At 44.4% G+C, this 14,739-nt stretch carries 12 protein-coding genes; all 12 read left to right on the top strand.

Features of this window, described 5'->3' with window-relative positions; genetic code table 11:
* The first annotated feature begins 3 nt into the window (after positions 1-3).
* The 12 genes from MusilaSJ_RS06905 to MusilaSJ_RS06850 all read left to right on the top strand — a co-directional run bounded on the left by MusilaSJ_RS06905 (position 4) and on the right by MusilaSJ_RS06850 (position 14,437).
* The gene (locus MusilaSJ_RS06905) at positions 4-1,719 is read left to right on the top strand and encodes a GMC oxidoreductase (RefSeq protein ID WP_274989297.1); all 1,716 of its coding nucleotides are present in this window, start codon (positions 4-6) and stop codon (positions 1,717-1,719) included.
* A gap of 271 nt (positions 1,720-1,990) precedes the next feature.
* Positions 1,991-3,670 (top strand): GMC oxidoreductase, encoded by a 1,680-nt coding sequence (locus MusilaSJ_RS06900; RefSeq protein WP_090524591.1) that lies wholly within the window; start codon positions 1,991-1,993, stop codon positions 3,668-3,670.
* A 36-nt stretch (positions 3,671-3,706) separates the two neighbouring features.
* Positions 3,707-5,134, top strand: coding sequence for a Gfo/Idh/MocA family protein (locus MusilaSJ_RS06895; RefSeq protein WP_091175426.1), 1,428 nt, complete (start codon positions 3,707-3,709; stop codon positions 5,132-5,134).
* A gap of 120 nt (positions 5,135-5,254) precedes the next feature.
* Entirely contained in the window at positions 5,255-5,821 is a 567-nt protein-coding gene (locus MusilaSJ_RS06890; protein ID WP_090524595.1) for a gluconate 2-dehydrogenase subunit 3 family protein, read from the top strand.
* Between the two features lie 149 nt (positions 5,822-5,970).
* Complete coding sequence (locus MusilaSJ_RS06885) at positions 5,971-7,122, top strand: Gfo/Idh/MocA family protein (RefSeq protein ID WP_243770749.1); 1,152 nt, start codon at positions 5,971-5,973, stop codon at positions 7,120-7,122.
* A 25-nt stretch (positions 7,123-7,147) separates the two neighbouring features.
* Complete coding sequence (locus MusilaSJ_RS06880; protein WP_112657968.1) at positions 7,148-8,200, top strand: sugar phosphate isomerase/epimerase family protein; 1,053 nt, start codon at positions 7,148-7,150, stop codon at positions 8,198-8,200.
* 445 nt (positions 8,201-8,645) lie between these two features.
* A complete protein-coding gene (locus MusilaSJ_RS06875; protein WP_112657970.1) occupies positions 8,646-9,953 on the top strand; it encodes an MFS transporter in 1,308 nt (435 codons plus the stop codon).
* Between the two features lie 141 nt (positions 9,954-10,094).
* Complete coding sequence (locus MusilaSJ_RS06870; RefSeq protein ID WP_274989296.1) at positions 10,095-10,538, top strand: c-type cytochrome; 444 nt, start codon at positions 10,095-10,097, stop codon at positions 10,536-10,538.
* 37 nt (positions 10,539-10,575) lie between these two features.
* Positions 10,576-11,826, top strand: a complete 1,251-nt coding sequence (locus MusilaSJ_RS06865; RefSeq protein ID WP_091175413.1) for a nucleoside permease — start codon at positions 10,576-10,578, stop codon at positions 11,824-11,826.
* 2 nt (positions 11,827-11,828) lie between these two features.
* Positions 11,829-12,722: a hydroxypyruvate isomerase family protein gene (locus MusilaSJ_RS06860; protein WP_090524605.1), complete on the top strand. Its 894-nt coding sequence runs from the start codon at positions 11,829-11,831 to the stop codon at positions 12,720-12,722.
* A gap of 50 nt (positions 12,723-12,772) precedes the next feature.
* Positions 12,773-13,648 (top strand): sugar phosphate isomerase/epimerase family protein, encoded by an 876-nt coding sequence (locus tag MusilaSJ_RS06855; protein WP_274989295.1) that lies wholly within the window; start codon positions 12,773-12,775, stop codon positions 13,646-13,648.
* Between the two features lie 18 nt (positions 13,649-13,666).
* A complete protein-coding gene (locus tag MusilaSJ_RS06850; protein WP_274989294.1) occupies positions 13,667-14,437 on the top strand; it encodes a 3-keto-disaccharide hydrolase in 771 nt (256 codons plus the stop codon).
* The last annotated feature ends 302 nt before the right edge of the window (positions 14,438-14,739 follow it).

Genomic DNA, 14,739 nt, shown 5'->3' with positions numbered 1-14,739 from the left:
GTAATGGCTAATTTAAATATCGACAGCGTTAAGGAACGCACTTTCGACGCGATAGTAATTGGCTCGGGTATGAGTGGGGGATGGGCTGCTAAAGAGTTTGCGGACAAAGGACTCAAAACGCTGATATTGGAGCGTGGCCGCGATGTGAAGCATATTAAGGATTACCCTACTACCAATATGTACCCCTGGGAGTTTGAACACCGGGGCGAATTGCCGATGGCTGTACAAGAAGCCAATCCTATTGTAAATCGCTGTTATGCTTTTGGAGAAAGCGCCGCGCATTTTTTTGTTAAAGATGCCGAACACCCCTACATACAGGATAAACCCTTCGATTGGATCCGCGGCTACCAGGTGGGCGGTAAATCCCTGCTTTGGGCACGTCAAACCCAGCGCTGGAGCGATTTTGATTTTGAAGGTCCCGCCCGTGATGGTTTCGCGGTGGACTGGCCTATCCGTTATAAAGATATTGCGCCATGGTATAGTTATGTAGAGAAGTTTGCAGGGATCTCCGGCAACCGTGATGGTATTCCCGAATTGCCCGATGGTGAGTTTTTACCCGCATTCCCGTTAAATACTGTTGAAGAATATTTTAGCAAGCACGTAAAAAGTAATTATAAAAACCGTTACGTGATCAGCGCTCGTTGCGCCCACCTGTCAACCCCTAACCAAATCCATCTGGATCAGGGCAGGGTACAATGCCAAAGGAGAACGATCTGTGAGCGTGGCTGCCCGTTTGGAGGCTATTTCAGCGCTAACGCTACTACTATTCCCTGGGCTTTAAAATCCGGTCATGCAGCATTAAGGCCGTTTTCGGTAGTGGAATCTATTATATATGATGATAAACTGGGCAAAGCTACCGGTGTGCGGGTTATTGATACCAATACCAAAGAAGCTATCGACTATTATGCCAAAGTAATATTCGTCAATGCCGCGGCGTTAAATACCAACCTGATATTGCTTAATTCCAAATCGCACCGTTTCCCTAATGGTTTGGGCAATGATAGCGGCGTGCTGGGTAAATATGTAGCTTTCCATAATTATTCGGCCCATATTGGCGCCGAGTATGATGGCGCTAAAGAATGGACAACTGATGGGCGTAATCCTGCCGGTGGGGGGTATATTCCAAGGTTCAGGAATGTGTACAAACAAGAAACCGACTTTTTGCGTGGCTATGCTTCGGGTTTTAGCGCATACCGTTTCCCGCAGCGTAGTTGGGACGGCGTAGGCAGCAGTCTGAAAGACAACCTGGCTAATAAAGAGCTCGGCCCATGGCGTGTAGGCTCACATATGATGGGCGAAACCATCCCGAAGGAAAGCAATTTTGTAAGCCTTGATGATAAGCAAAAAGATGCCTGGGGCGTACCATTATTAAAGATGAACATTGATTACGACGATAACGATGAGAAGATGAAGAAGGATTATGTGGAGCAGTTAACCGAGATGTTCACCAGCGCGGGCTTTACTAACATTAAAGCCAGTACCGATAAACGGGCACCGGGGCTTGATATTCATGAAATGGGCGGTGCCCGCATGGGGAATGATCCCAAAACATCGATTTTGAACAAATGGAACCAGGTGCACAGCGTTAAAAACGTATTTGTTACCGACGGCGCCAGCATGACATCAACCTCGTGCCAAAATCCGTCATTAACTTATATGGCCTTTACGGCAAGGGCCGCCGATTATGCCATGAGCGAGATGAAGAAGGGGAATATATAGTGTAGTTTTGAGTGGCGGTTATTTAAATAGTAGCAGTTGCAGTGAAAAGTAGCAGTTATTTAAAAATAAAAGTTGTAGAAAAACAGCAAATATGTAGGGGAAACTAACTGCAACTGCCAGTGCTACTGCTACTAAAACTTACTGCCGGTGCTACTGCAACTAAAGGCTTCGTGTAAAAAAAACACAATGTAATATTTGGAAAATGAATTTTATTCATACATTTAACGAGATAACCAAGTAGTAAACAAATTAAACTAATCATATTATTCGTATGTCTGCAAACACTTATGACGCAATAGTCATTGGCTCAGGAATTTCAGGCGGGTGGGCTGCCAAGGAACTTACACAAAAGGGTTTGAAAACCATCATGCTTGAGCGTGGCCGTAATATCGAGCACATTAAAGATTACGTAAACGCAACCAAAGACCCATGGGAATTTCCGCACAGAGGCGGCCGTACCCAGAAAATGATTGATGATTACCCGGTTCTTAAACGCGACTATCCGTTAAATGAAACCAACCTTGACTATTGGGCAAGTGATAAAGATAGTCCTTATACAGAAATTAAACGTTTCGACTGGTTCCGTGGTTACCATGTAGGCGGCCGCTCACTGATGTGGGGACGCCAATCGTACCGCTGGGCTGATGTTGATTTTGAAGCCAACTTAAAAGATGGCATCGCTGTCGACTGGCCTATCCGTTACAAGGACATCGCTCCGTGGTATAGCTACGCCGAGCAATTTGCCGGGATCTCCGGTAATAAAGATGGTTTACCTATCCTTCCTGATGGCGATTTTATGCCGCCTATGGAAATGAACGTGGTCGAAAAAGACGTTTCAAAACGTTTGAAAGAATTTTATAAAGAAGCGCGTCACATGATCATCGGTCGTACGGCTAATATCACTGTACCGCATAACAACCGTACCAACTGCCAGTACCGTAACAAATGCTGGTTGGGCTGTCCGTTCGGCGCTTATTTCAGCACACAATCGGCTACATTGCCTGCGGCTATGGCCACAGGTAATTTAACCGTACGCCCGTGGTCTATCGTTACCAAAATATTGTACGATAAGGATACCAAAAAAGCCAAAGGCGTTGAGGTATTGGATGCTGAAACCAACAAAACTTATGAATACTTCGCTAAGATCGTATTCGTAAACGCATCAACCATTAACTCGGCCTGGATCCTGATGAATTCAGCTACCGACGTTTGGGAAGGCGGCCTGGGCAGCAGCAGCGGCGAACTTGGCCATAATCTGATGGACCACCACCTTAATGTTAGCGCTTATGGCCGGATTGAAGGTTATGAGGATAAATATTATTTCGGCCGCCGTGCAAATGGTTTCTATATCCCGCGCTACCGTAACCTTAACGGCGAAAAGCGTGATTACATCCGTGGTTTCGGTTACCAGGGTTCGGCAAGCCGCGAAGGCTGGAGCCGTGATATTGCCGAACTGAACATTGGCGGTGCGTTTAAGGATGCATTGACCGAACCAGGTTCATGGCATATAGGTATGGGCGCTTTTGGCGAAACATTGCCTTATCACGAAAACAAGGTTACCATCGACAAAACCAAAAAAGATAAATGGGGCTTGCCTGTTGTTGCTATTGATGCCGAATTGAAAGCGAATGAACTGAAAATGCGCATCGATATGGAAAAAGACGGCAAAGAAATGCTGGAAGCTATTGGCGCTAAAGATGTACAAACTTCAAGCACTAATCCGTTCCTTGGCCGTGGTATTCACGAAATGGGTACCGCACGTATGGGCCGTGATCCAAAAACTTCAGTATTGAACGAGTGGAACCAGGTTTGGGATGCTAAGAACGTATTTGTTACCGATGGCTCATGTATGACTTCGGCAGCTTGCCAAAATCCGTCGCTTACTTATATGGCATTAACCGCACGTGCTGCTAACCATGCTGTTGAGATCCTTAAAAAAGGCGAAATTTAATCTGCATCACATAAAAACAACCTAATAAAAACACCTATGACTGAAGAAAAGGACAAAACCCCAAACCCGTCGAGACGCCAATTTATTAAAAGCAGCGCTATAGCGGCCGCTGGTTTTATGATAGTTCCGCGCCATGTTTTGGGCGGTAAAGGTTTTATAGCTCCAAGCGACAAGTTATTGATTGCCGGCGTAGGTGCCGGTGGTAAAGGACAAAGCGATATTGCTAATTTTTACAAAAGCGGCAAAGCCGAGATCGCCTTCCTGTGCGATGTTGACGACCGCAGAGCGGCAAGGTCACGCAGCGATTTTCCTAAGGCAAAGTATTATAAAGACTGGCGCGAAATGTTTGACAAAGAACACAAGCATTTTGACGCGGTATCGGTTTCAACACCCGATCATAACCACGCCATTATTACCTATAATGCTATGCAGCTGAACAAACACGTTTATGTTCAGAAACCGTTGACGCATGATATCTGGGAAGCCCGTTTGCTAACAGAGGCTGCCAAAAAGTATAAAGTGGTTACACAAATGGGTAACCAGGGTGCATCAAATGATGGTACGCGCCTAATGTCGGAATGGTATGATGCCGATCTGATTGGCGATGTACACACTGTTTACTGCTGGACAAACCGCCCCGTTTGGCCGCAAGGCATTGCATGGCCGCCGCCACAACCAAACATTCCTAAAGAACTGGATTGGGACCTGTGGCTGGGTACAGCACCTAAAAAAGATTATGTTGATAAACTGGTACCATTTAACTGGCGCGGCTGGTGGGATTACGGTACCGGTGCCCTTGGCGATATGGGCTGTCACCTGGTTGAAGCTCCTTTCCGGGTGTTGGGTATTCAGTATGCTAAGGATGTACAGGCCAGTGTTGGCAGTGTTTATGTAGATGAGTTTAAAGAAGGACACTTCCCTGAAAGCTGCCCTCCGTCAAGCCACATTACCTTAACATTCCCTAAAACCGATAAAACCAAAGGTGATGTTACACTGCACTGGATGGACGGTGGTATCCAACCAGAAAGGCCTGCTGAATTATTAGCGAGCGAAGATTTTGGCGGTGAAGAAGGTAACGGTACATTGTTTATCGGTACAAAAGGTAAAATGTATGCGAGCACCTATTCTGATGCAGCAACATTATTGCCGAAATCGCTTACCAAAAGCGCTAAAGCTCCGCAGAAATGGGCACGTGTACCGGGCGGCGCTAACGGCCACTATGCACAGTGGGTTGAAGGCTGTATTGCCGGTTACGGTAAAACAGAGCTAAGCTCATCGTTTGATAAGGCTGGTCCGCTTACTGAGGCTTTATTGATGGCTAACCTTGCGGTTCGCGGTCATGAGCTAAATGGCGGCAGGGTAAAATTAGTTTGGGATAACCAGGCTATGAAAGTTACCAACTTTGATGCTGTTAACCAATATATAAAACGCGATTACCGCGAAGGTTTCGTGTTAAAAGCGTAATTTAGGAATACGTGATTAGTTGGGAAAAGACTTACGAAGTTTTTAAAACTTCGTAAGTTTGGTAAACACTAATTCACTAACCCCAACTAATTCACTAATTCGTTAAATCAATAATTAAACATGAATAGAAGAGAAGCGATAGGCAGGGTAGGTTTGATCCTTGGCGGTACCATCATCGGCGCCGAGTTCTTCATCTCCGGATGTAAACCATCTTCGCCGAAAGTAAACGACCTTTTTACACAGGATGATGTGGCCCTGATGGATGAAATTGGCGAAACCATTTTGCCTGCAACCTCAACCCCGGGTGCTAAAGCTGCCGAAATTGGCAAATTTATGACGGTAATGGTACAGGATTGCTATACTGCCGATGATCAGAAAATTTTCACTAAAGGCCTTAAAGACCTGAATGATGCAAGCGACAAAAAATTTGGTAAAAAGTTTTTAGAGGCTACACCTGAGCAACGTACAGAACTGTTAACCGAGCTTGACAAAGAACAAAAAGCATATACCAAAACAAAAAAACCGGAAGATCCTAACCATTACTTCAGGATGCTGAAGGAATTAACCCTGCTGGGTTTCTTCACTTCAAAACCGGGTGCCACACAGGCATTGCGTTATATTGCCGTTCCTGGTAAATATGACGGCAACCTGCCATACAAAAAAGGTGATAAAGCCTGGGCAACCTAAAAAATTGCAATATCAATTGATTATACCTTTGATTTTTACAAAATTTGAATTGCTATCAAAAACAGCATTATGTAATAATGCTGTTTTTGATGTATACAATCGATTGAGAAGCGTTTAATCATCAAAAACATCAACCCCAACAAAAACAAATGAAATTAAGATTAGGAATGATAGGCGGCGGACAAGGTGCCTTTATTGGTGCCGTACACCGCATAGCTGCCCGTATTGATGGTGAGTATGAATTGGTTTGCGGCGCTTTTAGCAGTAATGCCGAAAAATCACAGGCCAGTGGTGTTTTGCTTGGTTTACCGGCAAGCCGCTCTTATAGCTCTTACCAGGAGCTTATCGAAAAAGAAAAACAACTGCCCGAGAACGAACGTGTGCAGGTGATCAGCATTGTAACACCTAACCATGTACATTTTGCCCCAACCAAAATGGCGCTTGAAAATGGTTTTCATGTGGTGCTTGATAAACCCATGACTTTTTCGCTTGAGGAAGCTAAAGAACTGGAAAAAGTAGTTAGTGCATCGGGCAAACTATTTTGCCTTACGCATACTTACACAGGCTACCCCATGGTTAAGGAAGCTAAGCAATTGATCAAAGCAGGTGCAATAGGTACAGTACGGAAGGTTTATGTTGAGTATCCGCAAGGATGGTTGAGCAGTTTTTTAGAAGGAGAAGATAACAAGCAAGCCTCCTGGCGTACCGATCCGGGTAAAAGCGGGATTGCCGGTGCCATGGGCGATATAGGTACACACGCCTTTAACCTTGCCGAATACGTTACCGGCTTACAGGTTACTAAAATTTGTGCCGATATCAACATCGTAGTTGCAGGCCGCAAGCTTGATGATGATGGCGCGGCATTGTTGAAATTTAACAATGGTGCAAGCGGCGTGCTTACGGCTACCCAAATTGCAGCCGGCGAAGAAAATAATGTGAAGATCAGGGTTTATGGTGAAAAAGGCGGTTTGGAATGGCACCAGAGCGATGCTAACTCATTAACTGTAATGTATACCGATAAGCCTGCCGAAACCTGGCGCACCGGCGGGGGGTATACCAGCTCATTCGCGCAGCATAATACACGTACGCCTGCCGGTCACCCCGAAGGTTATCTGGAGGCATTTGCCAACCTGTACCGTAATTTTGCTTTGACAGTTAAAGCAGGTTTGGAAGGTAAGCAGGCCACTCCCGAAGAACTTGATTTTCCGGGTATCGAAGAAGGCGTTCGAGGAATGGCCTTTATTGAAAATGTGATAGCATCAGGTAAATCAGATGCCAAATGGACTGATTTCACTATTTAATCCACCATCTATTTAAAAAAAAGACATGACTACTATAAAAGGACCTGCCATATTTATAGCACAGTTTATAGGAGACGCGGCACCATTTAACAGCCTTGAATCTATTTGCCAGTGGGCAGCGGGTTTAGGTTACAAAGGTGTGCAGCTGCCAACAAACGATACCCGTTTTATCGACCTGCAAAAAGCCGCCGAAAGCAAAACTTATGCTGATGAAATTAAAGGTATAGTTAACGCCGCAGGGTTAGAAATAACTGAGCTATCAACCCACCTTCAAGGCCAGCTGGTAGCGGTAAACCCGGTTTATGACGATCTGTTCGACGGTTTCGCACCCGAGCATTTACGTGGTAACCCGGCCGAAAGGCAAAAATGGGCTGTACAGCAATTGAAATATGCTGCGCAGGCTTCAAAAAATTTAGGTTTAAATGCTTCGGTTACCTTTAGCGGTGCCCTGCTTTGGCCTATGGTATACCCATGGCCGCAACGCCCTGCCGGGATTGTTGAAACTGCTTTTGGTGAACTTGCTAAACGCTGGACACCGATACTGGATGTGTACGAAGAAAACGGGATCGACCTTTGCTATGAAATTCACCCGGGCGAAGACCTGCATGATGGTATCACTTACGAAATGTTCCTTGATCATGTAAAAGGCCACAAACGGGCCAACTTACTGTTCGATCCATCGCATTTTGTATTACAGTGCCTTGATTATTTAGATTATATCGATCTGTATCATGAACGTATTAAAATGTTCCACGTTAAAGATGCTGAGTTTAATCCAACAGGTCGCCAGGGTGTTTACGGTGGTTACCAGAACTGGGTTAACCGCGCAGGCCGTTTCCGCTCATTGGGTGATGGTCAGGTTGATTTTAAATCGATATTCAGTAAATTAACACAATATGATTACAAAGGATGGGCTGTGCTTGAATGGGAATGTGCGCTCAAACATCCTGAAGACGGTGCAAGGGAAGGTGCCCAATTCATTAAAGATCATATTATCCGTGTAACGGAACGTGCTTTTGATGATTTCGCCGCATCAGGTTCTGATGACGCTTTCAACAGAAAAACATTGGGGATATAATTTTTTGATTTCGGAATTCGGATTTTCGATTTCGGGTTTATTATAACATAAAATAAAAAAACGTCATGCCGAACTAGTTTCGGCACCCCATAAGATAGGTATGTGAGTGCTTAGCATGGCTGCCTGGCAAGTGGGATGCTGAAGCAAGTTCAGCATGGCGACATGATTTAAGACTTACGAAGTTTTTAAAACCTCGTAAGTATGGATCTACAAATGCCAGATCAAAAACGGGTGTCATGCTGAGCCTGTCGAAGCATGGTGGGAGAGGCCTCTGCGCGCGACCCTTCGACAAGCTCAGGGTGACAGGCCAGCGCCCTTGGTGTAATTAATGATCCGGCCCGTAAAGATGGGATTTACCATCCGGAAAATACTGCTGAAACAATTCAGTAAAAGCATTTTGATACAGCCAATTAACCAATTATCAAATAACCTTAAATAATTTAAAATGCAAACTATTAACCGTACACAGCTATTCAGGGCAAGCTGCCTGTCGTTGCTGGTAACCTCATTATCATTCGGTATCCGTGCCGGGATTTTGAATGACCAGGGCGTAAGATTTCATTTGAACGCTTCGCAACTGGGCACCATTGCAGCAACTGCTTTCTGGGGCTTTCCGCTGGCTATCATTGTAGGCGGCTTTATTGTCGATATCATCGGTATGAAAAAGCTGCTGGTGTCAGCTTTCGTGTTTCACCTGGTGGGGATCCTGCTTACCATTTTTGCCAATGGCTACTGGACGCTGTTTCTTTCTACCTTAATGATTGGTATTGCTAATGGTACGGTTGAAGCTTCATGTAACCCGCTTGTAGCTTCGCTATATACAGATAATAAAACTACAAAGCTTAATCACTTTCATCTATGGTTCCCGGCGGGCATCGTGATCGGTACACTCATCGTGTTCGGACTGGATACCACTTTGGCCCATGGCGTATCGCCCAAACCATATTGGATCTCGCAGGTTGAAATTGCTTTGATGCTGATCCCTACCATTGCTTATGGGTACCTGTTTTCGAAATTGGATTTCCCGGTTACCGAGCGTGTATCTGCCGGTGTAAGTACCGAGGATATGTATAAGGCATTGATCAACCCCTTGTTCCTGTTCATGATCATTTGTATGTTCGGAACAGCTATTACCGAATTATTCACCAACCAGTGGACTGACGTTTTATTCAAAACAGTTACGGACAACGCCATCCTTATTTTAACTTTTGTTGCCTCGGTACAGGTATTGGGCCGCGCGTTTGCAAGCCCGATAGTTCATCGTTTGGCGCCTCAGGGAGTGCTGCTGATCTCGGCCATATTATCAGCTTTGGGCATTTATTTGATGGTACACCTGCATGGTGATGCTATCTATTTTGCAGCAGTAGTTTTTGGTTTGGGGGTAGCTTTCTTCTGGCCTTGCATGATAGGCTTTGTGGCCGAAAACCTGCCGCGTACAGGTGCCGTAGGTTTAAACCTGATGGGCGGTGCCGGTATGTTCGGGGTATCTATTTATATGATGTTCATGGGTGGTTTTTACGATAAAATCATGGCTTCGAAATTACCGGCGGGCGCCAGTCTGGATGCTTACCGGTCGGCGCCGGCGGGCTCGGATATGGCTAAGGCGTTTGATGCAGCACGGTCGGCGGCAGGTCCTGAAGTATTAAATACTACCCTGATTATCCCGATTGCATTAATCGTTGCATTTATAGGATTGGTAATTTATATGCGCTCACGTAAAAAAACCGCTTCATTAGGCGCTATATCGGTTTAATGAGGCTTTAATTATGATAAAAAGTTGTAATTTTCGCCTCATTAACCAACCCAATTAAAATTACATGATGAAAAACAGCAGGGCATTGTTAATGAACAGGTTTTCTGTTAGGTTATCATCGAAAACAACAATTAAACTCTTATGAAAAAAGTATTCGTTATTCTTTGTATCAGCGCGGCTTTTGCTGCCTGTGGCGGAAATTCATCAAAAAGCACCGGCGGTAGCGATAGCACTAACGGCGCAAACCAATCAGCTAAAGCTGCCAACTCTGATGCCGATACTGTAGTGGCAAAAACAGGTACCGAGCCGGCAGGTGGTTCTGCAGGTTCATCAGCCGGCGAAAAATTAATTGCAACGTTAGATTGCAGCACCTGTCATAAAGTTGACACCAAAGTTATTGGCCCTGCATTTCAGGATATAGCAGGTAAATACGAAGCTTCAGATGCTAATATCGAAATGTTGGCTAAAAAGATCATCGCCGGCGGTAGCGGCAACTGGGGCAACATAGCCATGACCCCGCACCCTTCATTGCCTGAAAGCGATGCCAAAGAAATCGTTAAATATATTTTATCATTAAAAAAATAACGAGAAGGATAAGTCAGTCTGGCTTTAAAATATAATTATGAATATCGGAATTAGGGTAAAACTTTCAACAATGATGTTCCTGGAGTTCTTTATCTGGGGAGCGTGGTTTGTAACAATGGGCACTTATTTAACAGTTACGTTAAAGGCTACCGGCACACAAAATGCGGGTGCTTACGCAACGCAATCGTTAGGTGCTATTATAGCCCCTTTTGTTATCGGACTTATTGCTGATAAGTATTTTTCGGCACAAAGGATTCTGGGTGTACTGCACCTGTTGGGCGCGGCCTCACTTTATTATGCAACTACCATAGCTGATTTTGATAAGTTTTATCCTAATATCCTGTTTTACATGATCATTTACATGCCAACACTGGCACTGGTAAATTCGGTTTCATTTAAGCAGATGCAAAACCCAAGTAAAGAGTTTCCTTTAATCAGGGTATTCGGAACAGCAGGGTGGATCATTGCAGGTATAGTTATCGGCTTATTAGGATGGGAAAAAAGCGGAACGCTTGTGCTCACCTTCAAAATGGCATCAATAGCATCCCTCATATTGGGTTTATTGAGCTTTACATTGCCTGATACCCCTCCGGTAAAAAGAGGGCAGAAGACCACATTTGGCGATATCATTGGCTTAGATTCAATCAGCTTATTAAAAAACAGGTCGTATTTAATTTTCTTTTTGGCGTCGGTAGCCATATGTGTGCCCTTGGCGTTTTACTACAACTTTACCAACCCTTTTTTAAATGAAGTGGGCGTTAAAGCCGCTGCCGGTGTACAGGCCATGGGGCAGGTATCCGAGCTGGCGTTCATGGCGGCGATGCCTTTGTTTTTTGTGCGGTTCGGTGTAAAAAAAATGCTGGCTATCGGTATGCTGGCCTGGGTACTGCGGTATATATTCTTTGCCTACGGCGACGCAGGTTCAAGCTACTGGATGCTTATTGCGGGTATAGTAATGCATGGTATCTGTTACGATTTCTTCTTTGTAACCGGGCAGATCTATACCGATAATTTAGCGGGCGAGCGTTTTAAAAGCGCGGCCCAGGGCTTTATTACCTTAGCTACTTATGGCGTAGGTATGCTTATAGGTTCGTACATTTCAGGCCCTATTGTTGATCATTGGAAAGTATCCGATACATCACATAACTGGCAAACCATTTGGCTTATACCTGCAGGTATTGCCGCTGTGGTATTGATATTATTCCTCGCTTTATTTAAAGATAAAACAAGCATGGCCACAAAACCAGGTTTGGATATTCAGGAACCATCAGCACAAACCGAAATATAATTATGGCATCAAATCAAAACAGGCGGTCGGCTATCAAAAGCATGATCGCGGGCACGGCGGCAATTGGCGCGTCGGGTGTATTATCTTCATTTACCACCGAAACTGAAAAACATATGCAGGCTGATGATAAGCTCAAAGGCAATATTAACCATGCTGTATGCCGCTGGTGTTACGGCGATTTTACGGTAGATCAACTTTGTGCCGCCGCTAAGGATATCGGCATAAAAGGGATCGATCTGGTTGGCCCTTCAGACTGGCCTACACTAAAAAAATACGGCTTGTTCTCATCTATGTGCAATGGTGCCGAGATCAACCTTACCGATGGTTTTGGTGATAAACAGTTTCATGCCAAACTGCATGAAAATTATACCAAAATGATCCCGCTGGTGGCAGAGGCGGGTTATAAAAACCTGATCTGCTTTAGCGGCAGCCGTCGCGGTAAAACCGATGAGGAAGGCTGGAATAATTGCGTTGAAGGCTTGAAACCTATGGTTGCCCTTGCCGAAAAACACAACGTAATATTGGTAATGGAACTGCTGAACAGCAAAATTGATCACAAAGATTACCAGTGCGACAGGGTAGAGTGGGGCGCCGAACTTTGCCGCAGGCTTGGTTCAGAAAACTTTAAATTGCTGTATGATATCTATCATATGCAGATTGACGAAGGCGATGTGATCCGCAATATCCGCGCTAATCATCAGTACATCGCTCATTACCATACCGGCGGTGTTCCCGGCCGTAACGAGATTGATGAAACCCAGGAACTTTACTACCCGGCCATTATGCGTGCCATTGTGGAGGTAGGGCATAAAGGCTTTGTAGCCCAGGAGTTCATCCCAAAACAGAAGGACAAAATAGCTTCGCTTAAAAAGGCGGTGCATATTTGTGATGTTTAAACCTTACATCACCTTATCACTCTAAAAAGCTAAACTAATAAAACAAATACATGACAACCAGAAGAACATTTTTAGCACAAGCCGGATTAATGGCCGCAGGCGCAATGCTTGCGCCGAAATTGGTATCGGCGAAAGCTTCAAATAAAGTGGGCCTGCAATTGTATAGCCTGCGCGATCAGTTACCCAAAGATGTAAAAGGTGTTATTGCACAAGTAGCAAAAGCCGGTTATAACGAAGTTGAAACCTTTGGTTTTAACAAAGAAACCGGTTATTGGGGATTAAAAGGTAAAGAATTTAGTCAGCTTTTAAAAGATAATGGCTTAACAACTCCAAGCGGTCATTATGGACTGGACGAATACTTTGGCTCTGGTAAAACTGACGACCTGAACGCATACATTGAGGTTGCCAATACCATTGGCCAGTCACATATTATTATCCCTTCTTTAAACCACAACTTTATTAAAACGGTTGACGACTGCAAAGGCGTTGCCGAGAAAATGAATAAGATTGCCGGGATCCTGAAAGCATCGGGCTTAAAATTAGGTTACCATAACCACAACTTTGAGTGGGCGCCTGTCGGTGATACTACTTTTTACGATGTAGTACTTAACAACACCGACCCTAAACTGGTGGCCATGGAAATGGATCTTTACTGGGTAGTACGCGCCGGTAAAAACCCGGTTGAGATTTTTGAAAAACACCCCGGCCGTTTCGCTTTTGTGCATGTTAAAGACAGGGATAAAACCAATGCCGAACTAAATACAGAAATAGGTAACGGTGATATCGACTTCAAAACCATATTGGGTAAAGCTAAACTTGCGGGCATTAAGCACTTTATTGTTGAGCAGGAAAACTATACCAATATTGATCCGTATGTGAGCATTGCAAAAAGTGCTTCATACCTTAAAAATACGCTTCACGTTTAAACCAATTATTTTAGAGAGATGAAATATCCATTAATACTAACCGCCCTTTTAGCAGGCAGCTGCTTCATGGCAAACGCGCAAAATGCCAAACCGGAAGACACCGAGATTTGGGAGCCGGTACCTAAGGTAGTTACACCGGGCAAAAATTTAGGCGATGCCCCTTCAGACGCAATTATTTTGTTTAACGGTAAAGGCCTTGACGAATGGGTTTCTGTTGAAGATAAAACTCCGGCTAAATGGCTGGTTAAAGGTGATGTACTTACCGTAAATAAAGCTACCGGTAACATCGAAACTAAAAAAAGTTTTGGCAACTACCAACTGCACATTGAGTGGAAAGTGCCTGCAAACATTACAGGCAGCGGACAGGCCCGCGGCAATAGCGGCGTGTTCTTAGCTTCGATAGGTAAAGGTGACGCAGGCTATGAGCTACAGGTTTTAGATTCGTACGAAAACAAAACTTATGTTAACGGCATGGCAGGCAGCTTGTATAAGCAAGTGATCCCACTGGCAAACCCTGGTCGTAAACCCGGCGAGTGGAATGTTTATGATGTAATTTGGACCGCCCCTGTATTTAATGAAGACGGTTCATTGAAATCGGCAGCAAGGGCTACCGTATTTTTCAATGGTGTACTGGTTGAAAATAATTTTGCGCTGCTTGGTCCTACACAATACATCGGAAAACCATCGTACGAAGGCAAAAAACATGGCCCGTCGCCAATTAAGTTACAGGCCCATGGCGATAAGAGCGAACCGCTTAGCTTCCGCAATATTTGGGTAAGAGAGCTGTAAGCAGCGCTACTAATTTTTGAAAATATGATAAGCCTCCCGGTAATGCCGGGAGGCTTTTTTTATGATATTTAAAGGCGAAATCTACGGTTGCTAAGCGCTGTCGCTATTTACATAGTGTATTTACTAATCAGTCTGTTAGCTTTGGTCTTTGTGTATTTCGCTTTCAGTTTTTATATCATTGCTTTTTTTTGTCTACATTAAACTTATAAATATTATAGCCGTATAAGTTAACTATAAACCATTCTGTTTCTCTTTTTAAGGAACGGATTTTCACGAAAATTAAAACTCAACACCGCCTGTTA

The sequence above is a fragment of the Mucilaginibacter sp. SJ genome, from assembly GCF_028993635.1.
Lineage (GTDB): Bacteria > Bacteroidota > Bacteroidia > Sphingobacteriales > Sphingobacteriaceae > Mucilaginibacter.
This window is presented reverse-complemented; position numbering and strand designations above follow the sequence as displayed.